Below are 21,953 nucleotides of genomic sequence, written 5' to 3' on the forward strand. Positions count from 1 at the left end.
TAAAGATGCGGCTTCCTGACTGAAAAAACGGGCAGGTAATACCATTTAGCGGAAGAACAGTACATTTGTTAAATAATACGAAGATCCATTGAGCGGCATTAAACAACTGGCAGGACAAACACTTTGGTATGGCTTAAGCAACGTTTTAACCCGGTTAATCGGGTTTCTTCTAACGCCCATTTTAACCTACCTGATGGTAGATTCAAAAGGGGTAAAGGAATTTGGTGACTTTAGTTTATTGTATGCCTGGATCGGGGTGGCAAACATTATTTACACCTATGGCCTGGAAACCGGATATTTTCGCTTTAGCAGCGATGCCGGTATTTCTCAAAAGCAATTATTTAATTCTACTTTTGGATCACACGTAATTACCACCGTTTTACTAAGTATTGTTCTCCTTTATTTCAGCCATCCGATTGCTGAGTTTTTAGAAATCGGAAAATTTCCCCGGATCATTGTCATTACGGTTATTATTATGGGGTTTGACACCCTTTCTACCATTCCTTTTGCAAAATTAAGACAGGAGAACCGGCCGCGGCGGTATGCCTTTATAAAGATATTTGGTGTATTGGTAAATATTGCTTTGGTCGTATTGTTTGTGTACTATATTCCCAAACATTTTTCAAAATCGGAAAATTTTTTGATTAAGTGGTTGCTGCAGCAAAACAGGGTAACCTTATTGGTGCTGGCGAACCTGGTACAGGCTTTTTTTGTATTCCTGTTTTTATTTCCGGAATGGAAGCGGTTCCGGTTCAACATTAATACAACACTGCTGAAAAAGGTATTGCATTACAGCTTACCCATGATCATTATTGGTCTTGCCGGAATGGTGAATGAAGTGATGGACCGGCAAATGCTGAAGAGTTTTCTGCCCCATTCCATGGATGAAAATATGCGCATTGTTGGTATTTATTCAGCCAATTATAAAATATCCATTTTTATAACCATGTTTATACAGGCGTTTCGTATGGCAGCGGAGCCCTTTTTTTTCCGTCAGAAAAATGCAGTGAATGCCCGGCAAACCTATGCCCGCGTTATGAAATGGTTTGTTATAACACTTTGTATCGCCTACCTGTTTACCGGGCTTTATCTTCATATCTGGCAACACATGATCGGCCGGGAATACCGGTCTGGCCTGGGCATTGTACCGATATTATTAATGGCCAATGTTTTTTTGGGCATTTACTATAATCTTTCCGCCTGGTATAAATTGACGGATAAAATGTATTGGGGCATTATTATTACCATTTTAGGAGCGGTCGTTACTTTAATTGGCAATTACCTGTTTATTCCCAGATTTGAAATGTATGCGGGGGCCACCGTAACGATGGTCTGCTATGGTACGATGGTGGTATTGGCTTATTTGCTGGGACAGAAATATTACCAGATACCGTATGCATGGAAGAAGCTGGTGGCGTATATTTTTATAACGGTGATGCTGTTTTGGATCAATAGTAAGGTTTGTGCTCTTACTGGTAACTTCTGGTTAAAAACAATTTCTGCAACGTTCTTTATGGCGGTGTTCCTGTATTTTGTTGGTCGTGTGGAAAAAAAGGAATTGAAGGCACTACCGATTATTGGGAAATTCCTCCGGTAATAAAGCGCTGGCACCTGCAATGGTTAGGTGTTTTATTTGGAAGATTGCAATTGCTTTTTTACAAAGGCTTCGGTAACCCCTGCAAAAGCAGCAATTTCAGCAACGGAAAATTTTCCTGTTGCCAGTAGGTTGTTTATTACCTGTTCTTTGCCTTTTTCAATACCTTCTTTTCTTCCCTTTTCAATATAGATATCTAATGTGTTCATGATCGTTTTTCTTATCGGGTCTGGTAGCGAATTTAATATTTTTTCTTCTTTTAACGCTGCCCTGCCGTACAAATAAATGATAAAGCCCTTTTGAAGATCGCTGGAACCCGTTGATGCCCATAGTAATAGCTTTGTTGCATGATCACTTAACCATTTTTTCTCGCTGCAATGTTTAAGGGCGAGGATCGATGCTGCTAAGAATTTGTTATTCAGGTGTTCCACGGCTTCATCATCCAGTATACCTAAGTTATTGTAAACGTACTCAAAGCTGGGTATATATTGCAGCCAGTCCGCATCAACTTTTTCAAAAAGGCCTGTCAAAGTCTGGTACCGCCACTTTCCTTTACCATGGTAAAGCAGTACAGGGATGACAATAGACAGCGGCTCTTTGTTGATCACCTGTTTTTGCAGTGCCGAAAAAATATAACGGCCCATTTGTATAGAGGTGTGCTTGTCGGGATAACTTTTGTGCTCTATAAGCAGACTTATTTTAACAGGAGGACTGCCGTTCTTTCTTTGGCAGGAGTAAACGATATCGGACATGGTTTTTATCAGATCTTCAGATAAATAAGTATCCGGCAATTGTGTTAGGGATGCAAAATGTAACTGGCTGCTGATAAAAGGCGGTAAATAGCTTTTAAAATATTCTATTGCAATGCTTTTATTGGATAAAATACAGCGGATAAAGCTATCGTGTGGATAGACGGTGTTTTTCATAGGGTGAAGATAGTGCTTTATACCTCAATAGGAAAACCGGCTCTGGTTCCGGATCATAAAAGGTAATGCATTCCTGTTTTGCCGTTAACAAAAGCACCTTATTTTTGTCAAAAGCAGTCTTATTTCCGGCAATACCAACATATTATCCAATCCGATCGGCTATCTCAAAGGAGTAGGGCCACAGCGGGCTGAGCTGTTGCAAAAAGAGCTGGGTATTTTTACCTTCGGCGACCTGTTGCAGCATTACCCGTTCCGCCATGTGGATAAAACCCGCGTAACCGCGGTTGCGGCCCTTGTTCCGGGTGAGGAGTATGCGCAGGTGGCCGGACTGTTATCTCCGTTTGAGTTGATTGGTGACCGGCGGGCACGCAGGCTCACCGCCCAGATCCGGGATAAAACCGGGGTACTGGAATTGGTTTGGTTTCAAAGCATCAGTCTTATCCAAAAAGTAATTCAGCCCGGGCAGCCCTACCTGGTTTACGGAAAGGTTTCCTTTTTTATGGGGAAACCGCAGATCGTGCATCCCGAAATGGAGCCCTGGGATCCCGAAAAGCTAAAGGGAAAAGATTACCTGGAGCCGGTTTATCCGTCTACCGAAAAATTGAAGGCAAAAAACCTGGGCGGGCGGCAGATCGGAAAATTAACGGCAGGGCTGATCACGCATCTTACCGAACGCGACCTGCCGGAGAACCTGCCATTGAAAATGCGGGAAGCCCTGCGGCTGATGCCCCGCTTTGAAGCCTTTCGGAATATTCACTTTCCTCAAACGACTACCCTTTACGAAGCGGCTGTACGCCGGCTAAAGTTTGAAGAGATCTTCTTTGCACAGCTGCGGATGAATTTACTGCGATGGGAGCGGCACCGGTTTTCAAAGGGCGTGGTATTTGAAAAAGTGGGTGATCTGTTCAACCGTTTTTATAAGGAGTGCCTGCCTTTTGAGCTAACCAACGCACAGAAGCGGGTATTAAAAGAGATCCGCATCGATACCGTCAGGGGCAAACAAATGAACCGCCTCCTGCAGGGGGATGTGGGCAGTGGTAAAACCATTGTGGCCCTGCTCAACATGCTGCTGGCAGCCGATAATGGATTTCAGGCGGTGCTGATGGCTCCTACGGAGATCCTGGCACGTCAGCATTTCCAGGGGATCAAAGAATTACTGGAACCGCTGCCGGTGGAAGTTGCCATCTTAACCGGTACTACTAAAGCAAAAGAACGCCGGCTGTTATTGGAGCGGCTTGTAGCCGGGGAGATCCATATCCTCGTTGGTACCCATGCGGTAATTGAGGACCCGGTACAGTTTTATAACCTGGGCCTGGTCATCATCGATGAGCAGCACCGCTTTGGTGTGGCGCAGCGAGCAAGGCTCTGGGATAAGGCACCCATTCCGCCGCATGTACTGGTAATGACGGCTACACCCATTCCCCGTACGCTGGCCATGACGGCCTACGGTGACCTGGATTATAGTGTGATTGATGAGTTGCCGCCGGGCCGTAAGCCGATACAGACCGTACACCGGTATGAAAATGACCGCAGCGTGGTAATGGATTTTCTGAAGGCAGAGATCGCCCTGGGCCGGCAGGTATACATTATTTTTCCCCTTATTGAAGAAAGCGAAAAGCTGGATTATGAGAACCTGATGCAGGGCTACGACGAAATAAAGACCTATTTTCCCGAGCCGCAGTACTGGATCAGTATGGTGCATGGAAAAATGCCAGCCCATCAGAAAGAAGAAAATATGCGGCGGTTTGTAATACACGACACCCAGATCATGGTTTCTACCACCGTGATTGAGGTAGGAGTAAATGTGCCCAATGCTTCGGTGATGCTGATCGAAAGCTCTGAAAAATTCGGGTTATCACAGCTGCACCAGTTGCGGGGCCGGGTGGGCAGAGGCGCAGAAAAAAGTTATTGCATCCTGCTCACTGGTAAAAAACTGGGAAATGAAGCCCGGGAGCGGATGAAGATCATGACCGCTACCAGCAACGGGTTTGTGATTGCCGAAAAAGACCTGGAATTGCGCGGCCCGGGCGAGATAGAAGGCACCCGGCAAAGCGGCGCCTTAAGCTTTAAACTGGTAGATATCGTAAACGACCGTCCGATGGTGGAAGCCGCAAAGCAGCAATGCGAGCAGATCTTAAAAGAAGACCCGGATCTTTCATTGCCCGAACACGAGGTGCTGAAGGACTTCCTGCGTTCGCAGAAGGGAAAAACGGCGTGGAGCAAGATTTCTTAGAGCTATCAGATTCAGCTATCAGCCGTTAGCCAGATAATCCGGTGGACTGCTGATTGCTAAAAGCTAAAGGCTGACAGCTAACAGCGATTCTCTATATCATTTTTTCCTTTCCCAAATTTCCCCGAATTTTACGCCTCTTAAATTTATAGACTGTTCGTAAAAAAGACTAATGGCAGACAAAAAGATCACGGCGGAGCATATTGAGGCTTTTAAGCAGATTGTGGGCGCCGCTCATGTAATCATAGACGCAGAATCACTGGAATTTTATGCGCATGATGAAACCGAAACCCTTCATTTTGTGCCGGAAGTGGTGGTAAAACCCGGAAGCACAGCAGAGGTTTCGGAGTTGTTTAAGATCTGTAACCGGGATCTGATCCCCGTTACCCCGCGGGGTGGCGGTACAGGATTGAGCGGCGGAGCCCTGGCACATCTGGGCGGTGTGGTGCTGTCTACAGAACGGCTGAACAAGATCCTGGATATCGACGAGCGGAACCTGCAGGTAACCACAGAACCTGGTGTGATTACAGAAGTGCTGCAAAATGCCGTAAAAGAAAAAGGATTGTTTTACCCCCCGGATCCCAGCAGCCGCGGAACCTGTTTTATCGGGGGAAATATCGCAGAAAACAGCGGCGGTCCCAAGGCCGTTAAATACGGAGTGGTAAAAGATTATGTGCTGAACCTGGAGGCCGTATTACCCACCGGTGAAATTATCTGGACCGGGGCCAATGTATTAAAAAATGCCACCGGTTATAACCTCACACAACTGCTGGTAGGCAGTGAAGGCACATTGGCGGTGGTGACAAAAATTGTGTTGAAACTGATTCCGCTGCCTAAATACGACCTGTTGATGCTGGCGCCTTTTGCTTCTCTTGAAAAGGCAAGTGAAGCGGTAAGTGCTATTTTCAGGGCGGGCTTTAATCCCAGCGCGCTGGAGCTGGTAGAAATTGATGCGTTAAAGATCGTGAGCCAGATGGTAGACAGCTATGTGGTACCGGTAAATGACGATATTGCCGCGCACCTGGTGGTAGAAGTGGATGGCAACAACCTGGATGTGCTGATGCAGGAAATGGAGCAGATTGCGATGCTGCTGGAGCAATATGAAGCCGGTGAGCTTTTCTTTGCAGACGATGCCCAGCAAAAGGAAGAATTGTGGAAACTGCGCAGAAGAACTGCAGAAGCCGTAAAATCTTCCGGGTACACAATTGAAGAAGATACCGTAGTGCCCCGTGCAGAGCTGCCCAAACTGATTAAAGGCGTAAAGGAGCTGGGACAGAAATACGATTTTCACGCGGTTTGTTACGGACACGCGGGTGATGGCAATTTACATGTACGTATCAAAAAAGAAGGCAATAAAAACAGCCTTAACGATCCGGAAATGAACGCTATCCTGCGGGAATTGTTTAAATTGGTAAAAAGTTTGGGGGGTACTATCAGTGGCGAGCATGGCATCGGGCTGATCCAGAAGACTTATATGGATATTGTATTTGAACAACGCCAGATCCAGGTAATGCGTGATATTAAGAAAGCATTTGATCCTAACAATATTTTAAACGCCGGGAAGATATTTGATGCCGTAGCATCGGTATAAAACAGGGCGACAGCACATAAAACCGTTGAATATGAAAAGAATGATTGGTATGGCCTGTATGCTTGGAACGGCATTGTTGCTAACCGTAGCATCGCATGCACAGGACAACGACCCGGTTGAGGTAAGAAATGGCAACAGGGAGCAGCCTGTTGAGGAAAAAGGATTTAAAAAAGAAAACCTGTTCACCGGGGGAGGCGTAACCGCTTCTTTCTATTCGGGGGGAAGCGTACTGGGAGCCAGTCCGGTAATCGGCTATAAATTCAACGATTATTTCGACGGGGGCATCGTGCTGAACTATGTGTATAATGGCGCCCGGGATATATGGGCGGGCAATGACAAATTGCGGCAGCATGTATGGGGCCCGGGGGCTTTTCTGAGAGCCTATCCGATCAACTTTTTATTTGTTCAGGCGCAGTTTGAGCAAAATTTTACCAATGAGCGGTACACCACTTCGGGAAGCAGTTCTGTGCCTTCTTATAAGATCAATACCAGCGCGCCTTCTTTGTTATTAGGCGGAGGCTATTCTACAGGCCGTATCAAAGGGGGAACAACCTTCTTCTATATTTCGGTGCTGGCTGATGTATTAAAAGATTGGAACAGTCCTTATGTAGATAAACGGTATGACGACTATGGCAACAAAAGACCGGTGATCATACCGGTGATACGGGCCGGTGTAAATGTAGGCTTGTTCCAGGGCCGGTATGGGAGATATTGAAGTGTGAATAAACAGTAGGATAAAGTTGGCAGCATCGATTATGGCTGCAGATTTTTATCATCAATCAGGATATCCTTTTCTTCCCGCAAAATATCCCCGTTTTCTGCAATCCCCTCTGCAATGATCTTATATCTTCCCGGTTGGTCACTACTGTAAAATTCCAGGGTGATCTTATCGGATACCTGTAAAAACGGAGACCAGTAAAGGGTAGACAAATATTGGGGTACTTCCTTGTTTTGCAGCCTGTTTTCATTCATTCCCGTAAATACACGGGGTGTATTGATCCTTGCAAGATTATTTTCCGTACAACCCTGGTATATAGTATAGGTTCCCCCGGCCCTGGTCAGATACCGCCCGCCTTTAACGGGAAGGGTATTATTGACGTCGTTTAAATGCGCCGGGCAGTTTAGAATATTGTAAGAGCAAACATAATCACCGCAATTATTTCTATGAGTTTCATCAGCGGATAAGCTAAAAAATTTGCTTTGCACGGTAACCATTTTCATCATTTTTGCTTCATAAGGATCGTTTAACACCTGGTTGTTGCTGGTTTGATTATTGGGCTCCCTGCGGTGCAAAGGCAATCCCGGGTGTTCCAGGTAGGTCATGGATTTTAGCATAGGATTGGTAATAGTTATTGCATAGGGGATCATGAACGAGACCATTTCTCTTTTTGTAATATTACCCGCCTTTACTGAAAACGGACGCCCTTCCGGTACGGTCAGGTCTGCTGGTGTAGGATAGAACCGGCCTGCATTGTCTGTTGTGGCGAATTTATCGGTCGTATCACTCCGGATATATACCGCCAGCTTTTCTTTTACCCTTTTTCCGTCTCTTGCAAAAACAATATTGGTTGTTATCTGCGGTTTGTAAAGCCCTTCTGTAGTAAAGCGTTGTGTTCCGCTGGCGTTTACCGGTTGTTGCAACATGCGGCCCAACAGGCTTCTGTTTGTATAGATGCTTTCAGTTTTATAGGGCTCATCCAGGCTTTGCGCATAATAATAACCCGGGAATAATAACCGGTTATCATTCTCCAGGCGATTTGTATTTACGCAGGCTACAGTAAGTAGTGCTTTGGCCGGCTTTCCCTGCCCGTCTTTCATATCAATGGTTACAGCTATTTTCTCCCGGGTACCAAATTGATTTTTTTCGGTCTGCACTGATAAACGATTGCGGTCCTCATAATGAGCAAAAAATTGCTTTTGATTCAGTAGAGCCCCGTTTTCATTTAGCAGAGACAACGTATGAATGCCTTTCGCAAGGTCCTTCAACGGCAGCGCAATTTTTTTTTGTTTCTGAATAAGCATCGGGTCTGATTTTTCTGCCGTGGTGCTATACAGGTTTTGGTAAGCCAGTAACAGGTTTTGTGGCCGGTTGACAGTAATAGTTGCTTGTAGGGTGTCTTCGCATATGGTATTAAGCAGGGTGAGGTTCACCGATTTATCCGGGAGAATATCTCCGCTTTCAGGCTGCAATTCCTTTTTTGTAAAAGACCTTTTTAGAGGTAGCCAGGCTGAAAAGAACCGCGATTGTTCATTGACGGTGGTAACGGTGTAAAGGACGGGCAATGTAGTGTATGCCCGATCTATCGGGATCATCAGCCGGGCCCTTCCTGTAATATCCAGTTTTTGCGTTTTAGGTTTTTCTCCGGGCCGGTGATAGCTAATGGAGGCATTTTTAGAATCAATCAAAACGCCTTCGGATTTCAGTGCCTGCATGGTGATATACAGGGTGTCCGTGTCTTCTGAATGGTCCTCAATACGAAAAGTAAGCAGGAAGGGCGGCTGTTCAACCGTCTTTATGGAGAGACGCTTGCGAAAGCTGAACCGGGGCCGGCCGGAAGAATCCAATAGATTAATGGCCGCCACCAGTTCATAGTTTCCAGGCTGCAGTTCCATGGGCAGGGTAAGACTGCCGGGGCAAAACCGTCCCTGCATGAAATAGTTTTGGTTGACGGTGTAGCCAGCGGTATCCTCCCGGATAAGTGCTACGGCCATCACATCTGGTTTGAGACTATCCGGAAGTTTTTCCTGTGGTATAAAATAACCACTAAACCAGATAGCTTCTCCGGGTGTGTAGATGGTTTTGTCGGTAATGACGTACAATGCCGGATTTTGAACCGGAAAAACGCTTTGGGCATTTGGCGTTGCTCCCCATAAAAACAGGAGAAAAAAGAAAACAGTTTTTCCTGGCAATGGCATGTTGTTAATACTTATAAAAATACAAAAAAGCAGTGAATCGTTGAGCGTGAATATTTGTATGCCCCGGGTGTTTTATAGGGTGTTTGGCTTTCATAGTGAGGTGGCCAATACCGGCAGAGAGCTCCTTAAGCCAGATCGGACAATGGATTATGCAATTGAGCATTGACGGGCTTTTCCAGGCTTTTACTGTGAGGTAGCTTCGTTCTTATTCACAAAAAATAATAAGAATGAAAACTTCAATTCAATTTCAGCCGGACATCGATCACCTGGCTGCCCTGGGAACCCAGATAGAGTGGCGGGACATAAACGGCGCAGAAGCCGGAACTGTATTGCTCATGCCGCATAAAGACGGCGCCCCGGTGCATTATCATCCGGTTCAGGAAGAGCAGTTCCTCGTTTTACAGGGAACCTTACAGGTATACCGGGGAAAAGAATGGGTCACCTTAAAGGCCGGCGAAAGTATCTCCATTCCCAAACAAACACCACATACGTATAAGAATACCTCGGGGGAAATGGTCTTGTTCGACTTCTGCATTACGCCCAGGGTACGGTTTAAAGAAATGATCGGGGCAATGGATGCGTTCGTACGCCAGGGAAAGATCAAAGGATCGGACTTCAGATCGGTATTGTATCTAAGCCGCGTAATGGCCGCATATCCAGATGTAACGCAATCGGTGGCCCCACCCCAGTTTATGGTTAAGGCGCTGGCTGCTCTAAGTAAATTAATGTTTAAATAAACGAAGCCAAATAAACGGGAAGGGCGGGAAATATTGACATGGGTATCACTTTATTTATCAGCCGCCGGCGGCTGATAAATAAAAGGGATTTTTACGGAAAAAAAGCCATCACCGTCCGTGATCTCTATTTTGCTTTTATTGAGCAGGCGGTATTTTTCAGATATGTTCGACAGGCCCACCTTGCCGCTTTCTACTTTGAGCGCTTTTTTTTGCAGGTTATTACGCACCATCAGCCCGGTGCCGGTGGTATTGATCTCTATCAGCAAAGGGGCCGACCGGGAAACGATATTGTGTTTAACTGCATTTTCTATCAATAGTTGCAGGGTCAGCGGAGGCAGCAATGCCTGCAGGTCGGTATCTTTAATATTTTTTACCAGCCGTACCCCCTTTCCAAAGCGTGTTTGCAGCAAATCAAAGTAAGAGTCAATAAACCGCAACTCTTCATCAAGCGTTGTTAATTCGGTTTCATTTGCACGTAACAGGTAGCGGTATACTTTGCTCATACTGCTTACAAATTGTTGTGCCCGCCGGGTGTCTTCCGGAATCAGTGCAGACAGGGAGTTAAGGCTGTTGAACAGAAAATGCGGATTGATTTGCTGTAACAGGCTATTAAGCTGGGTTTGCAGTTTTTCTTTGCTCAGCTGTTCTGCCTCCAGCCGGGTTTCTTTCCATTTGCTGTAACCGTAAATACCTTCATTCATGGCAATGCCGATCACATCACAGATGACTCCGGTTAAAAGCGCCCATTTATATTGGGTGAGGGAAAGCCGGTAATGAAAAAGGGAAAGCGCATCATAGCCAAAGAAAATACCGCTCACAAATAACGCCGTTATCGGAATGCTGCAAAAACTGGCCAGCAGCAGCCGGGTAACCAGGCGGTCCTCGCGGGCAATCAGCCGGCGCATCCAGTTGGCAAACCCGATATGCAGGGAGGACAAAAGTACCGTAATGCCCAGCAGCAATAAAGTGGACAACACCAGGATCCGTCCGTTTTTAAGAACAGCTGTTCCAAACAACAGCAAATTCATACTGATGGCAAAAAGTGGCACCAGTAAAAAAAGCAGCCACCTGAATTTTTTTAATTCTTCCTGCGGGATCATTTACCCAACCATTGTTTAAAGGAAGCTACTTTTTCCCGGCTCACGATAGATGTGCCGCCATCCGGATTTAGCTGCAGTGCCAGGCGCTGGCCAAAATAGTCGTCGATCCTGTTTACCGATTGAACGGATACCAGGTGAGACCGGTTAATACGAAAAAAAACATGGGGATCGATCATTTTTTCAAGTTCGTCCAGGGTATAGTCTACAATAAACTTTTTATTGTCATAGGTGCGGAAGTAGTTGACCCGCTCTTCAGTAAAATAATAGGCGATGTCTTTCGTTTCCACAGATCTGAGCCTGGTTCCATATTTTACCAGGAAACGCTGGCGATAATCCCGCGGCTGCATCCGCGATTGCAGCATTTCCACAAAACGGGCAATCGAAAATCCGTTTGTTTGGGTGGTATAAAACTCCTTTAGTTCATCGTACTTTTTCAATGCCTCCTGCAGGTCTTCTTTTTCAACAGGCTTTAACAGGTAGGCAATACTGCTGACTTTAAATGCCTGAACCGCATATTCATCATAAGATGTGGTGAAGATAACCGGGCTCCGGATCTCGGTCCGTTCAAAAATGTCGAAACTTTGTCCATCGGACAATTCAATATCCATTAAGATCAGGTCGGGCGGCGGATGATGGCCAAGCCACTCTACTGCGGCTGCAATACTATCCGCTTCACCGGCTATCTGTGCCGAAGGGATGACCTCGGCAATTACCGATCTTAATTTTTTTACAGCCAGTTCTTCATCCTCAACAATTAGTATGGTCATGCCTGGTTCTTTGCAACAAGGTAAAACAAATAATTGAAACAGGTTTTCTGTTGGGGATCCAAACCGGGTAATAGTAGGCTGAACCCGCTATTTAGTTGTTTCAATTGAAATGGATCTTCCCATGATTATGAGCCGGCGCGATAAATTTTATTCAGCTGTTTGTTGCTCCATGATGCCGGTATTGCGCTCAATACCTGCATGATCAGTTTTTTAATCACTCCGGAGGTATTCGTGACCTGTCCCATTTGCCGGGATCTCCTGGTAATATAAGCAGCCTTTTGTATGCGTTTTTTTTGATAGGCGTCCAATGCCTGGGGTATGGTCGCATTGGTAGAAAGCGCATGGGCTATTGCATGAGCATCTTCCAGTGCCTGGCTGGCGCCCTGCCCCAGGTTGGGTGTGGTAGCATGTGCAGCATCGCCCAAAAGCGCCACGCGTCCGTCGGCCCAGTTTTTTATAGGTTGAAAATCGAAGAGGTCGGTTTGCAGGATCGCATCTTCATCACAGGATTGGATCAGCTCATGTACCAGTGGCGGAAATGCCGCGCATAGCTTCAGCAGATCCTGCCGGAGCGTTTGCCGGTTGCTTTTTATTCCGGGGGGCTGGCAGTTGGTGATAAAACAATAAACCTCATCCGGGTGTACCTGTACATAACCCACGCGCAGGCCCTTTTGATTCCCCCATATTTCGTAAGCTGTGCCGGTATTGGGCAATGCGTAACGGGTTATAAACCGCCAGGAGGTTTGACCGGCATATCGCAGTTGCAGGCCGGGATGGAGCCGGGCCCTGATCTTTGACCGGAGCCCATCTGCGGCGATCATAAAATCGCCCTCGTAATGGGTGCCATCCTCAAAATAAGCAATAACGCTGTTGTTATTTTGCCCGTAAGACCGGATGGATTTATTCAGCAGAATGTTATCTTTTCCTAGATGTGAAGCCAGGATCTGCTGAAGCCGCGCCCGGTGCATGGCCATAAGCGGGTGCCCGTACGTTGTACTCAGCCACCTGCCGTCGATGGCGGAAAACGGCCGCATATGGATATCTGTTACAAGTGCGCTTTCGAGAACCTGCCCAGAACGGTATACTTCTTCGGCAAGTCCTAATTCCTGTAGTACCCGCAGCCCGTTGGGTGCAAGGGTTAGGCCTGCCCCAGCTTCCCGGAGCCCGGCTGCTTTTTCATAAACCGTTACCTCAAAGCCCCGGCGTTGCAGTGCTATGGCTGTGGTTAGCCCGCCAATTCCGGCACCAATGATGATCCCTTTCTTCATAACCGCTGTTTTTAGTGGGTTGGTTGTTCCACAAAAATAATATTCCGCTCAGCCAGCACCGGGGAGAAAGTGGATGAAACCGCTATTGTACCGGCTGGATGGTGATCCTGGTTGAAATGAGAGCTATCAGAAGCAGGTCAATCTTCTTTCCGGTGCTCCTGTTCTTCAAGGTAAATATTTTCCAGCCGGTGTTCTTCCGCTGATTTGGCCACCACCGGATCCTGTTGCAGGTTTTGGATGGAATCTTTGTTTTCCACCTCTACATGTTCTACCCAAACGGCGTACTGACTGGGATAGATATTCATGCCATTATGAATGGCATATACCCGGGTAAATACCGCACCTACATAAAGGATAATGGCAGAATAATACACCCAGAGTAAAATGATAATAACTGAGCCGGCTGCGCCATAGGCAGACGTCATTTTATTATGCCCCAGGTAATAACTGATGAGGAACTTACCACCCATAAAGAGGAGGGTGGTAACAAAGGCGCCGGCTCTTACAGCCCGCCATTTTATTTTTGCGTCCGGCAATACTTTAAAAATCATACCGAATAGAACCGATGTAATTAAAAAGGTAATGGCCAGGTTGGAGATATAAGCGATCACGCGCTGCGAATCAGGGATGATACGCGTTAGCTGATTCGTAAGCAATTCCATCAGCCCGTTGATCATCAGTGATACCAATAATAGAAAGCCCAGGGTAACCACTACCGAAAAGGACATTAAGCGGTCCAACAGCAATTTCAGCCATCCTTTTCCTTTCTTAGGACGGGCCTTCAGCCGCCAGATCATATTGATGGAATCCTGTATCTCTGCAAAAACTCCGGTGGCACCAAAAACCAGGGTAAGGATACCGATCCCTTTTGCAAAGGCCTTGTTGGGAAAACGTGCCGCATTATCGATGGTCTGCCAGATCTGGTCGGCATAGGATTTTCCGATAAAGCCCTCAATCTGTACATGCAGACTGTTCTTTACATCGGCATGGGCACTGTGGTTCAACAGCGCATCTGCAAAAAAGCTGTCGCCGATCCAGATGATCACGATCATCAATCCCGGAAGCGAAAAAATGGTATAATAGGCCAGCGCCGCACTTAGTTTAAAAATGCGGTTGGTAAAGGTTTCTTCAAGGGTTTGTTTAATGATCGTCCAGTTCCGTTTTAAGGCCATTCGCTACAATTTTTTGTTGTTCAAATGTCTGTCGGCATCCCTGATATTCTTTTTTTCAAAATTTTTTTCCAGTGCTTTTGTCAGATCGGTACCGGTTTGATTCGCCAGGCAGATCAGTACCCATAATACATCGGCCATTTCATCGGCCATCAGTTCCCGGGCATTTTTTTCATCTTCCGCTTTCCGGTAGGATTGGTCGCCGTAGATGCGGGCCATATGGCGCGAAAGTTCGCCCATCTCTTCTGTAAGAATAGCCATATTGGTGAGCTCGCTGAAATAGCGGACTCCTACGGTTTTGATCCAGTGATCCACGGTGCGTTGTGCTTCATCTATTGTCATATCGATACTATTCTTTATTTTTTGAGTCAATAATAATGGTAACCGGTCCGTCATTTACAAGATGCACCTGCATATCGGCTCCAAAAATGCCGGTTTGAATGGCGGTTCCAAGGTCAGTTTCCAACTGCCGGATCATTTTTTCATAGAGCGGAATGGCTATATCCGGCTTGCTGGCCCTGATATAAGAAGGCCGGTTGCCCTTTTTTGTGGAGGCATGCAGCGTAAACTGGCTTACCAGCAGCACCGCACCGTTTATATCTTTTACAGAGCGGTTCATCACTCCTGCTTCATCATCAAAGATCCGCAGCTGGCTTATTTTCTGGCTGAGCCAGCGAATATCTTCTTCCGTATCAGCATCCTCAATGCCCAGCAAGATTAACAGCCCTTTCTCAATTGCTGAAAAAATAGTGCCATCAATTACCACACGGGCTTCGGATACACGTTGAATAACGATTCTCATATTATATATGCTTCCTCAAAAATAGGGATACAAAGAGGATTCCCGGACAATTTGGGGCGGGGGATATAAATTTTATTGAATCGGTTCGGAACCATTTGAGCAAATAATTACTCGTTTAAATGTATTAATTATCAAAAATGGCCATGCGGTACTGCGATGGATATATAACCAGGGATGAGTGCCTGCAGAAGTGAATCTTGTTTACAATTTTTTTGAACTTCAATTTTTGTACACAAATCTGTGTACAGCTTTTTTGTGTACAGGAATTTTGTACACAAATTTCTTGTACACAACTTTAGGCTGGCGGATAGTTGTCAGAATAGATAGTATTTACAGCGTGCGTTGTTTCCTGGGGCATTTGCGAAAATTAGAATGAAGCGCAACCGGGCCGGTTCAAAATTATTGCAGTAGTTTTATACTTTATAAGACTAAAGCAATGGACGTTTCAAAAGAGCTGTTATTTCAAACAACAAGGAGTGGCGGAAAAGGCGGGCAAAATGTAAATAAGGTGGAAACAGCGGTTATTGCGTCGTTTCATGTCAGCAGTTCTGCGCTGCTTTCCGAGGCGCAAAAAGACATGATTATGGCGAAGCTTGCTAACAGGATACAATCGGAGGGCTATTTGCAGGTGAAATCACAGCAACACCGTACTCAGTTAGAAAATAAAACAGAAGCGATTCAAAAGATCAACGCATTGATCACCGTTGCACTACATAAAAAGAAGGCGCGGATCGCCACAAAAGTCTCAAAAGCGGCGATAGCCCGGCGGATCGACAGCAAGAAACGGAAAGGAGCGATCAAATCCAGCCGCCGGGATGTACGGCGCGATGACTGGTAGGGTTTTGTGCATTTGGGCTGCCACAGAAACACAGGATCACAGAGATTTAGGTTACGGGGTTTCCTGTCCTCCGTTGCGCAGGTTTTTATTAGCATCCAGGGATATTCGACCTCAGAATATATAAAAATGTTCGTTGTTGCAGTGCCTCAGTGGCTTTAATTCAGGTAGCCACAGAAATACAGATGCACAGAAAATAGGGCTACGGACGTCCTGCTTGAGGCTAGATAAAGTGTATCAGCATCCAGAACTGCCAGCTCCCGCGGAAAGTATAAAAGCATTCAGTGTTTCAGCGTCTCAGTGGCCTCAATTAATCTTCTTTTTCATACCGGCAACCTCCTGCTGAAGATCGGCTACAATATTTACCAGCTGACCTACATTCCAGCTATGTATGGTATTTGTTTTGGAAATGATAAACTGGGCTTCCCACATCTCCAGCACGTCTTCTGAGCTTATGGAATACGGCTGAAAGGTAGGATTGTCGCTTAACAGCATCAATTTGTTCTTGGTTTTACCGTTTTTCTGGATGCGCTTATAAACAATACCGTCGTTTTTCGATACTACGATACAGGCGGTATTGTTTTTTACATGATCCATTGCCTCCACCTTTTCACCTACGATAATCGATCCACTGGGGGTTGGCAGCATGGAGTCCCCCGAAATTTCAAAGGCCCGGTAGTTGCCGCCGGTAACCATGGGAAGCGTAAAAGTGTTCAGTTCGTCAATAAATTCATGATCTGCATAACCATTCAGGTAACCTGCAGCTGCTTTTACAGGAACAAAAGGAATCTTTGCAGCGGTATCGGAGAGCTTAAGAGCGCGTCTTTTGGCCAGGTAATTATCAGTGCTTTCACTCAGATCCTTTCGTAAAATTTCGTCCAGTGTTAGTTTAAACAGGTCACAAACGGTTTCCAGTACTTCCAGCCTTGGTTCCGCCCGGCCTTCTTCATACGCACCTAGCAGGGAACGCTTGATGTTTAATTTGCTGGCAAACTCATCCTGTGTTAATCCCCTGAGCTTCCTCAGGTATTTCAGATTTTTGTTGGCAACTGACATGACTAATAATTTTAGTGCAAAATACTAAATATTTTGACAGTATAAAATTTTTTTTAGCAAGGTCCCGTCCGAAACTAATTTTTTTCCGGCGTTGCCACTATCTTTGATTGTACACGTGTTAATCTGTTATCATCATCAAAATACCCTATGTTTCTTTTGCCGATCATCATCATTGCCATTACTACAGGAATACTTGTTTTCCTGCTGCTAAACCGGAGTGATAAGGCTGCACAGCAAAAACAACAGCTGGAAAAGGCCGGCAATGCACTGGTAGTAACCAGGGATCTATATGAAAAACGGGAAACCCGTCTGTTTGATATCATTGAAAATAAATTTGACCCGAAGTATACCCGGGAGATCCGCGAAGGCGAAGTGACCGTTGGAATGCCTGCGGAATTTTTGTTAATGGCCTGGGGACACCCTGCCGAAATAAGGGCCGGGGATGGAAAGGAAAACCACGACGAAACCTGGATGTATCCCCAGGAGAAAAACAGCAGGGAACCGAGCCGTTTTACAGAAGTACAGATCCTAAATAGAAAAGTGCTGGGTTGGAAAGATAACTGATATGGCAGGAACATTAAAGAACTATTATGAAACGTTGGGAGTGCCGCGTTCTGCTACAGATGAGCAGATAAAAACGGCATACCGGAAACTGATCCTTAAATTTCATCCTGACAAAAATGTAGGGGATGTTTATTTTGAAGACTGGTCAAAAAAGGTCATCGAAGCATTTGAAGTGTTAAGCGATCCGCAGCTGCGTATGGAATATGACCAGGTTTATGATGAGCACCGGCATGCTGCAAAAAAGAATTTCCAGGAAGCGGCTTCCCGGCAGCCGGATACACCACCCTCACCGGCAGCCGAACAGGATGATACCGTACCGGAAACTCATACTCCGGACGCTGCGCCCGTAGCGGAGGAACCGGTTATGGAGGAAGCCCCGCATGCCGCGGAACTGGAGCTGATCCGGTCCGAACTGCCGGGTTACATAACAGCCAAACAGGAATATCTCAAAGCAGAAAAGGCATACCGGCAGTTGAAAGCAGATGCATCGGGTGCAAAACAACGCTACCGCCTGCCGTTGATCATCCTTTGTGTGCTTGTTATTGCAGCGTCGGTAGTGTGGCTTATACAAATACCTGCAACGGAAAAAGTGACCGCTGTGCCGGAGGGAACGGTAACCAGTATTTCCGGAAAATTTATCGTGGCAGGAGCCAGGGCTTATTTCTATAAGGATCCCCAGAACCAGGTGCGCACCGACGAGTATTTGACCAGGGGGAATAAAATTCAGGTGTCCAAACGCTATAAAAATTTTTATTACGCTGTTTTTCAAAGTATTGCAAATCCTGATTATAAGCTCAAGGGGTGGATAAAAGAGGAGGATCTGCAGCCGTATAGTGAATAGTTATAAAGGGATTGAAAAATTTTTCGATATATTATGGATTATTGTGGAATGATTGCCAAAAATCGGGTGATTTTTCTAAAAACCCGGGGCAAAACTGGGAAAATCTGGAAAAAAAAATCATATTTGCCCAGGAGAGAAAGCTCTACCGCGTGTTTACCTATCAAGAAAATATCTTTTGAGCCTGGCAAATCGCATGATCTAAATCACAACGTTATCTACGAACTATCTTGATGTTGGGCATGCTGTATCCGTATTACAAACTTCCACTGGAACTGGAAAAAATAGTGAGCAAAAAAGATGTAAAAAAATGCTCGCTAAAGGAATCTATTGCGCATCATTTACACCTGATGCTGACTACCGCGTTCGGCGAACTGCAAAGCGATGCGCAGTTTGGAAATGAACTTTGGGATGAGGATTTTGATAATGTGTCTTACCGGAATAAACAAAAAGAAAAAATACTGCTATCCCTGGGCAAAACCATTGCCCGGTTTGAAAAGAGGATTGAAAAAGTGAAGATCGAAATGCGGGTGCAACAGGAAGAAACCGCCTCCGGTATCACCGATCCCGGGATGAAAAGGAAACTGGAATTTACCATTATGGCTGTTATTTCGGCCACCAACGAACCGATTATATACCGGGATGGCTTTTTTATCAGTCCGCTGGCATACAACTAAACTAAACAATGAACGAAAGCAGGGAACATATCCGAAACAGGATGCTGCAAAATGCAGCAAAGATCTGGGGGTACCCCGAAACTGAAGAAGCATCCAGTTTTGATCCGCTGGTAGGGTTGTTGTTATCGGTAAATGCGGCAGAGCTGGAGCGGCTTTCAAATGAGATTTATCATTCCCGCAACCGGGTGATGGACCGCATCGTGCAACTGCTGGCTCCGGACGTATTAACCGGTCCCGGGCTGGCTTCCGCTGTGTTGAATGCAAACAGCCTGGAAGATAGGGCTACCTTATCTGTAAAGGAGCAGTTTTATACGACCCAGCATATACGGCACAGCAGCAGCGAGGCGCCCAAAAGTACCGATATCTTTTTTACACCTACCGATGCGTATATCATTAACAAAGCGCGGGTACTGTATGCGGCTACAGGCAATAAAATGTACCGTTATCCCGGCGGCGTTACCAAGGAACTGATTGGTCTGGCGGAAGAACAGCAGTGGTTGGAGCCATCCACACTTTGGATCGCAGTAGATCATAAAGAACCGGATCTGAATCACACCCAGTTTTACTTCCAGTACCGCAGTGAAATCAATAAGGCCGTATTCTATAACCAGTTGAAAAGTGCCCATTGGACCATCGGCGAAAACCCGGTACATACACAAAAGGGGTATAACGTGGAAGCGAACAGGAATCCGGATTGGTATGCGGCACAACTGATTCAGCAGGAAGCAAGCGCAACTTCACGGTATATCCGGCTGGTGAACGAATTGTATGAAGAGGCATTTGTCAGCATCAAAGAGCCGGCTATACAACAATATACAGCAGCACAAAAGGAATTGCCGGCGGAATTGAAAGCGGTGTTTGGAAACGATACGCTTCAGGCCATTCATCAGCCGCTTTGCTGGATCCGGATCAGGTTTCCCGAAAATATTACCAGTACCATGCTGGAAGATGTAAGCGTATTTGCAAACTGCTTTCCCGTGGTTAACCGTAAGCTGCATGAGATCACGTACCGGATCCAGGAAATGATCAATGTGATTCCTTTGCTTACGGATACCGATCAGTTTTATGACCTGGCGGAGATTACCGATGAAACCGGGCGTTTTTTGCATACCCGCCAAAACTCAGAAGAAGCGCACACGCAACTCAATATTTTACTGCGCAATGGTGGCGCCGGCCGTTTTGATGAACGCGATGCCACCGTGGTGGTAGAGAACCTTGTACAGCTGCTGCGGGATGAAAGTGCAGCCTTTTCCAAATTAGGAAAAGACCTCATCTCGCAGGAGGTAAAAAGCCTGCAACAATCCATAGCAAAAATTGAACAGCTGCTGGGAAATACCAGCTCCAACCAGTCGGCCTATACACCTTACCTGATGGTGCGTAATCCCCGGCAAACAAGCTCTAAATTTTTATATATCCAGTACTGGAGCACCAACGGGTACGCGGCCAACGGTTTGCGGCCCGGAACCCGTTTGCAACCGTATAAAACCGGATCGGTAAATCATGCTTCGGTCTTTTTGCTCACCAATACACAAAATGGAAAGAACCGGTTGAGCCAGTCAGATGCTGTGGTGGCCTATAAATATGCCCTGCTGTCTAAAGACCGTATCATGAGCCGGAATGACATCGCCCTGTACTGCCGGCATTTCCTGGGATCGGTGGTGGATGCAGTAACCGTGGATAAAGGATTTATGATCTCTGCCGAAACGACGAAGGGCTTTATGAAAACGATCGATGTAACCATTACGATACAGCGAAAGGCCTTCATAGAGGCCCAGGAAAAAAGTGAGGTAGCGCAATGGGAAAAAGAACTGGTATTGCAGCTAACCGAACGCTCAATGGCATTCATCCCTTACCGGGTATTTATAAAAGAAGCATCCGGCATTTAACATGAAGCACGAAGATCCCATACGAAATCTGTCAGCATGGTTACAGCAGCGTGACGCAGATATAAAAGCGGAAGTGCTGTTGAACCACGCATTGGAGAATGGCTTCCCGGAGCAGGGATATGTAACCCAGAACAACGGTTATTTTTACCGGGAGTTTGTGAAAGATATTTATCGAACCAATGTGATCGAGGACGATTGGTACCGGACCTTCCTGGAGATCGGTTTGTCCCGCGCCGGTTTTTACGATATGCTTCCGGAGGCCCTGTTTCACCAGCCGGAAACCAGCGAATTCCGCCAGCAGTCCGGAGTAGCTGAAATGATCGACCGGTATAAAAAGAACCTTACAAAGGAACAGGAGATCCGCAGGTTTTTTCAGCCTTTTGAGCATGAATTTTTTTATCAGCAGCGCATGCTGGAAAAGGAAGAGATCAGTTTGCTGGATATTTTAAAAAGCCAGATCCTGACAAAATACTTCCTTGATTTCTGGGGATTGCCGCCTTCTTTTAAAATACATGAAGCGGCTTCATTTTTGCTGTTGCTGCCATATGCACACCAGATCAGCGGCAATCTTCCCATTATGGAGTCCTGTTTAAAAGCCCTGTTGCACGAACCGGTGCAGATCATACGCAAGGAACCGAAGGTGATCCGGGTGCCGGAAAATGCCGGGTTGGGCAGTGGAGGCGGGCTGGGTGAGCAACCCCTGGGCGACTATATGGTTTGCGGGGCAGAGTTTATGGAAGATTACCCGGTGCTGTTGTATAAGATCGGTCCCCTGGAAAATGGCAGGGTCAGTGATTTTATTAACAACAAAGAAAAGGACCTGCTGATAAAAACCTTTAATGATTATTTTGCACCGGTTGAGGCAGATATCGAAATCGAAATTCTTGTGGCTCCAAAAACGGAAGGGATGTCCTTTGATGAGGAAAGTGAAGTGATCCTGGGATATTCTTCCATTATGTAAACGGTTTTTTAATTAAGGAACAACAGAGAGAAAGAA

General features: G+C 46.0%; 19 protein-coding genes and 1 pseudogene. 11 read left to right on the forward strand and 9 right to left on the reverse strand.

Going from position 1 to position 21,953, the window contains the following annotated elements:
* Positions 1–88: 88 nt before the first annotated feature.
* On the forward strand, positions 89–1,597 hold the full coding sequence (locus Q1V85_RS00765; RefSeq protein WP_300596425.1) for an oligosaccharide flippase family protein: 1,509 nt from the start codon (positions 89–91) through the stop codon (positions 1,595–1,597).
* Positions 1,598–1,629: 32 nt separating this feature from the next.
* Here the strand turns inward: Q1V85_RS00765 and Q1V85_RS00770 are convergent, their stop codons facing one another.
* Positions 1,630–2,520: an Rpn family recombination-promoting nuclease/putative transposase gene (locus tag Q1V85_RS00770; protein WP_300596427.1), complete on the reverse strand. Its 891-nt coding sequence runs from the start codon at positions 2,518–2,520 to the stop codon at positions 1,630–1,632.
* Positions 2,521–2,659: 139 nt separating this feature from the next.
* On the opposite strand from Q1V85_RS00770, the gene recG reads away from it, so the two are divergent.
* The 3 genes from recG to Q1V85_RS00785 all read left to right on the forward strand — a co-directional run bounded on the left by recG (position 2,660) and on the right by Q1V85_RS00785 (position 7,056).
* On the forward strand, positions 2,660–4,753 hold the full coding sequence (recG, locus tag Q1V85_RS00775) for an ATP-dependent DNA helicase RecG (protein WP_300597125.1): 2,094 nt from the start codon (positions 2,660–2,662) through the stop codon (positions 4,751–4,753).
* Between the two features lie 169 nt (positions 4,754–4,922).
* Entirely contained in the window at positions 4,923–6,341 is a 1,419-nt protein-coding gene (locus Q1V85_RS00780; protein ID WP_300596429.1) for an FAD-linked oxidase C-terminal domain-containing protein, read from the forward strand.
* Between the two features lie 31 nt (positions 6,342–6,372).
* Positions 6,373–7,056 carry a hypothetical protein gene (locus tag Q1V85_RS00785; RefSeq protein WP_300596431.1) on the forward strand — a complete coding sequence of 228 codons (684 nt, stop codon included), beginning with the start codon at positions 6,373–6,375 and terminating at the stop codon, positions 7,054–7,056.
* 38 nt (positions 7,057–7,094) lie between these two features.
* Here Q1V85_RS00785 and Q1V85_RS00790 read toward each other — a convergent pair whose 3' ends face one another.
* Positions 7,095–9,251: a hypothetical protein gene (locus Q1V85_RS00790; protein WP_300596433.1), complete on the reverse strand. Its 2,157-nt coding sequence runs from the start codon at positions 9,249–9,251 to the stop codon at positions 7,095–7,097.
* Positions 9,252–9,484: 233 nt separating this feature from the next.
* Between Q1V85_RS00790 and Q1V85_RS00795 the strand changes: the two genes are divergently transcribed.
* Positions 9,485–9,994, forward strand: a complete 510-nt coding sequence (locus Q1V85_RS00795; protein ID WP_300596435.1) for a cupin domain-containing protein — start codon at positions 9,485–9,487, stop codon at positions 9,992–9,994.
* A gap of 50 nt (positions 9,995–10,044) precedes the next feature.
* Here Q1V85_RS00795 and Q1V85_RS00800 read toward each other — a convergent pair whose 3' ends face one another.
* The 6 genes from Q1V85_RS00800 to dtd all read right to left on the reverse strand — a co-directional run bounded on the left by Q1V85_RS00800 (position 10,045) and on the right by dtd (position 15,100).
* A complete protein-coding gene (locus tag Q1V85_RS00800) occupies positions 10,045–11,094 on the reverse strand; it encodes a histidine kinase (protein WP_300596437.1) in 1,050 nt (349 codons plus the stop codon).
* Entirely contained in the window at positions 11,091–11,861 is a 771-nt protein-coding gene (locus Q1V85_RS00805) for a LytTR family DNA-binding domain-containing protein (RefSeq protein WP_300596439.1), read from the reverse strand. Before Q1V85_RS00805 ends, Q1V85_RS00800 begins: the two co-directional genes overlap by 4 nt.
* A gap of 125 nt (positions 11,862–11,986) precedes the next feature.
* Complete coding sequence (locus Q1V85_RS00810; protein ID WP_300596441.1) at positions 11,987–13,129, reverse strand: FAD-dependent oxidoreductase; 1,143 nt, start codon at positions 13,127–13,129, stop codon at positions 11,987–11,989.
* Between the two features lie 137 nt (positions 13,130–13,266).
* Positions 13,267–14,301, reverse strand: a complete 1,035-nt coding sequence (locus tag Q1V85_RS00815) for a YihY/virulence factor BrkB family protein (RefSeq protein WP_300596443.1) — start codon at positions 14,299–14,301, stop codon at positions 13,267–13,269.
* 3 nt (positions 14,302–14,304) lie between these two features.
* Positions 14,305–14,640, reverse strand: a complete 336-nt coding sequence (locus tag Q1V85_RS00820; RefSeq protein ID WP_300596445.1) for a nucleotide pyrophosphohydrolase — start codon at positions 14,638–14,640, stop codon at positions 14,305–14,307.
* A 7-nt stretch (positions 14,641–14,647) separates the two neighbouring features.
* A complete protein-coding gene (dtd, locus tag Q1V85_RS00825) occupies positions 14,648–15,100 on the reverse strand; it encodes a D-aminoacyl-tRNA deacylase (RefSeq protein ID WP_300596447.1) in 453 nt (150 codons plus the stop codon).
* A 448-nt stretch (positions 15,101–15,548) separates the two neighbouring features.
* On the opposite strand from dtd, the pseudogene arfB reads away from it, so the two are divergent.
* Positions 15,549–15,938, forward strand: a pseudogene (gene arfB / locus Q1V85_RS00830) (alternative ribosome rescue aminoacyl-tRNA hydrolase ArfB); the annotation flags it as partial.
* Positions 15,939–16,241: 303 nt separating this feature from the next.
* Here arfB and Q1V85_RS00835 read toward each other — a convergent pair.
* Positions 16,242–16,991, reverse strand: a complete 750-nt coding sequence (locus Q1V85_RS00835; RefSeq protein WP_300596450.1) for a LexA family transcriptional regulator — start codon at positions 16,989–16,991, stop codon at positions 16,242–16,244.
* A 147-nt stretch (positions 16,992–17,138) separates the two neighbouring features.
* Here Q1V85_RS00835 and Q1V85_RS00840 point away from each other — a divergent pair, with 147 nt between their 5' ends.
* The 5 genes from Q1V85_RS00840 to Q1V85_RS00860 all read left to right on the forward strand — a co-directional run bounded on the left by Q1V85_RS00840 (position 17,139) and on the right by Q1V85_RS00860 (position 21,917).
* Positions 17,139–17,555 carry a hypothetical protein gene (locus Q1V85_RS00840; protein ID WP_300596452.1) on the forward strand — a complete coding sequence of 139 codons (417 nt, stop codon included), beginning with the start codon at positions 17,139–17,141 and terminating at the stop codon, positions 17,553–17,555.
* A 1-nt stretch (position 17,556) separates the two neighbouring features.
* The gene (locus Q1V85_RS00845) at positions 17,557–18,396 is read left to right on the forward strand and encodes a DnaJ domain-containing protein (RefSeq protein WP_300596454.1); all 840 of its coding nucleotides are present in this window, start codon (positions 17,557–17,559) and stop codon (positions 18,394–18,396) included.
* A gap of 239 nt (positions 18,397–18,635) precedes the next feature.
* On the forward strand, positions 18,636–19,070 hold the full coding sequence (locus Q1V85_RS00850; protein ID WP_300596456.1) for a GPW/gp25 family protein: 435 nt from the start codon (positions 18,636–18,638) through the stop codon (positions 19,068–19,070).
* An 8-nt stretch (positions 19,071–19,078) separates the two neighbouring features.
* Positions 19,079–20,956 carry a hypothetical protein gene (locus Q1V85_RS00855; RefSeq protein ID WP_300596458.1) on the forward strand — a complete coding sequence of 626 codons (1,878 nt, stop codon included), beginning with the start codon at positions 19,079–19,081 and terminating at the stop codon, positions 20,954–20,956.
* Position 20,957: 1 nt separating this feature from the next.
* The gene (locus Q1V85_RS00860; RefSeq protein ID WP_300596460.1) at positions 20,958–21,917 is read left to right on the forward strand and encodes a hypothetical protein; all 960 of its coding nucleotides are present in this window, start codon (positions 20,958–20,960) and stop codon (positions 21,915–21,917) included.
* The last annotated feature ends 36 nt before the right edge of the window (positions 21,918–21,953 follow it).

It is taken from the genome of Niabella sp. (genome assembly GCF_030150205.1).
In the GTDB taxonomy this organism is placed as follows: domain Bacteria; phylum Bacteroidota; class Bacteroidia; order Chitinophagales; family Chitinophagaceae; genus Niabella.

Excerpts from the sequence above, each read along its gene's own strand:
- Q1V85_RS00770 (WP_300596427.1), bottom strand. The coding sequence starts at position 2,520 with ATGAAAAACACCGTCTATCCACACGATAGCTTTATCCGCTGTATTTTA.
- Q1V85_RS00780 (WP_300596429.1), top strand. The coding sequence starts at position 4,923 with ATGGCAGACAAAAAGATCACGGCGGAGCATATTGAGGCTTTTAAGCAG.
- Q1V85_RS00785 (WP_300596431.1), top strand. The coding sequence starts at position 6,373 with ATGAAAAGAATGATTGGTATGGCCTGTATGCTTGGAACGGCATTGTTG.
- Q1V85_RS00795 (WP_300596435.1), top strand. The coding sequence starts at position 9,485 with ATGAAAACTTCAATTCAATTTCAGCCGGACATCGATCACCTGGCTGCC.
- Q1V85_RS00800 (WP_300596437.1), bottom strand. The coding sequence starts at position 11,094 with ATGATCCCGCAGGAAGAATTAAAAAAATTCAGGTGGCTGCTTTTTTTA.
- Q1V85_RS00805 (WP_300596439.1), bottom strand. The coding sequence starts at position 11,861 with ATGACCATACTAATTGTTGAGGATGAAGAACTGGCTGTAAAAAAATTA.
- Q1V85_RS00810 (WP_300596441.1), bottom strand. The coding sequence starts at position 13,129 with ATGAAGAAAGGGATCATCATTGGTGCCGGAATTGGCGGGCTAACCACA.
- Q1V85_RS00815 (WP_300596443.1), bottom strand. The coding sequence starts at position 14,301 with ATGGCCTTAAAACGGAACTGGACGATCATTAAACAAACCCTTGAAGAA.
- Q1V85_RS00820 (WP_300596445.1), bottom strand. The coding sequence starts at position 14,640 with ATGACAATAGATGAAGCACAACGCACCGTGGATCACTGGATCAAAACC.
- dtd (WP_300596447.1), bottom strand. The coding sequence starts at position 15,100 with ATGAGAATCGTTATTCAACGTGTATCCGAAGCCCGTGTGGTAATTGAT.
- Q1V85_RS00835 (WP_300596450.1), bottom strand. The coding sequence starts at position 16,991 with ATGTCAGTTGCCAACAAAAATCTGAAATACCTGAGGAAGCTCAGGGGA.
- Q1V85_RS00840 (WP_300596452.1), top strand. The coding sequence starts at position 17,139 with ATGTTTCTTTTGCCGATCATCATCATTGCCATTACTACAGGAATACTT.
- Q1V85_RS00845 (WP_300596454.1), top strand. The coding sequence starts at position 17,557 with ATGGCAGGAACATTAAAGAACTATTATGAAACGTTGGGAGTGCCGCGT.
- Q1V85_RS00850 (WP_300596456.1), top strand. The coding sequence starts at position 18,636 with ATGCTGTATCCGTATTACAAACTTCCACTGGAACTGGAAAAAATAGTG.
- Q1V85_RS00855 (WP_300596458.1), top strand. The coding sequence starts at position 19,079 with ATGAACGAAAGCAGGGAACATATCCGAAACAGGATGCTGCAAAATGCA.
- Q1V85_RS00860 (WP_300596460.1), top strand. The coding sequence starts at position 20,958 with ATGAAGCACGAAGATCCCATACGAAATCTGTCAGCATGGTTACAGCAG.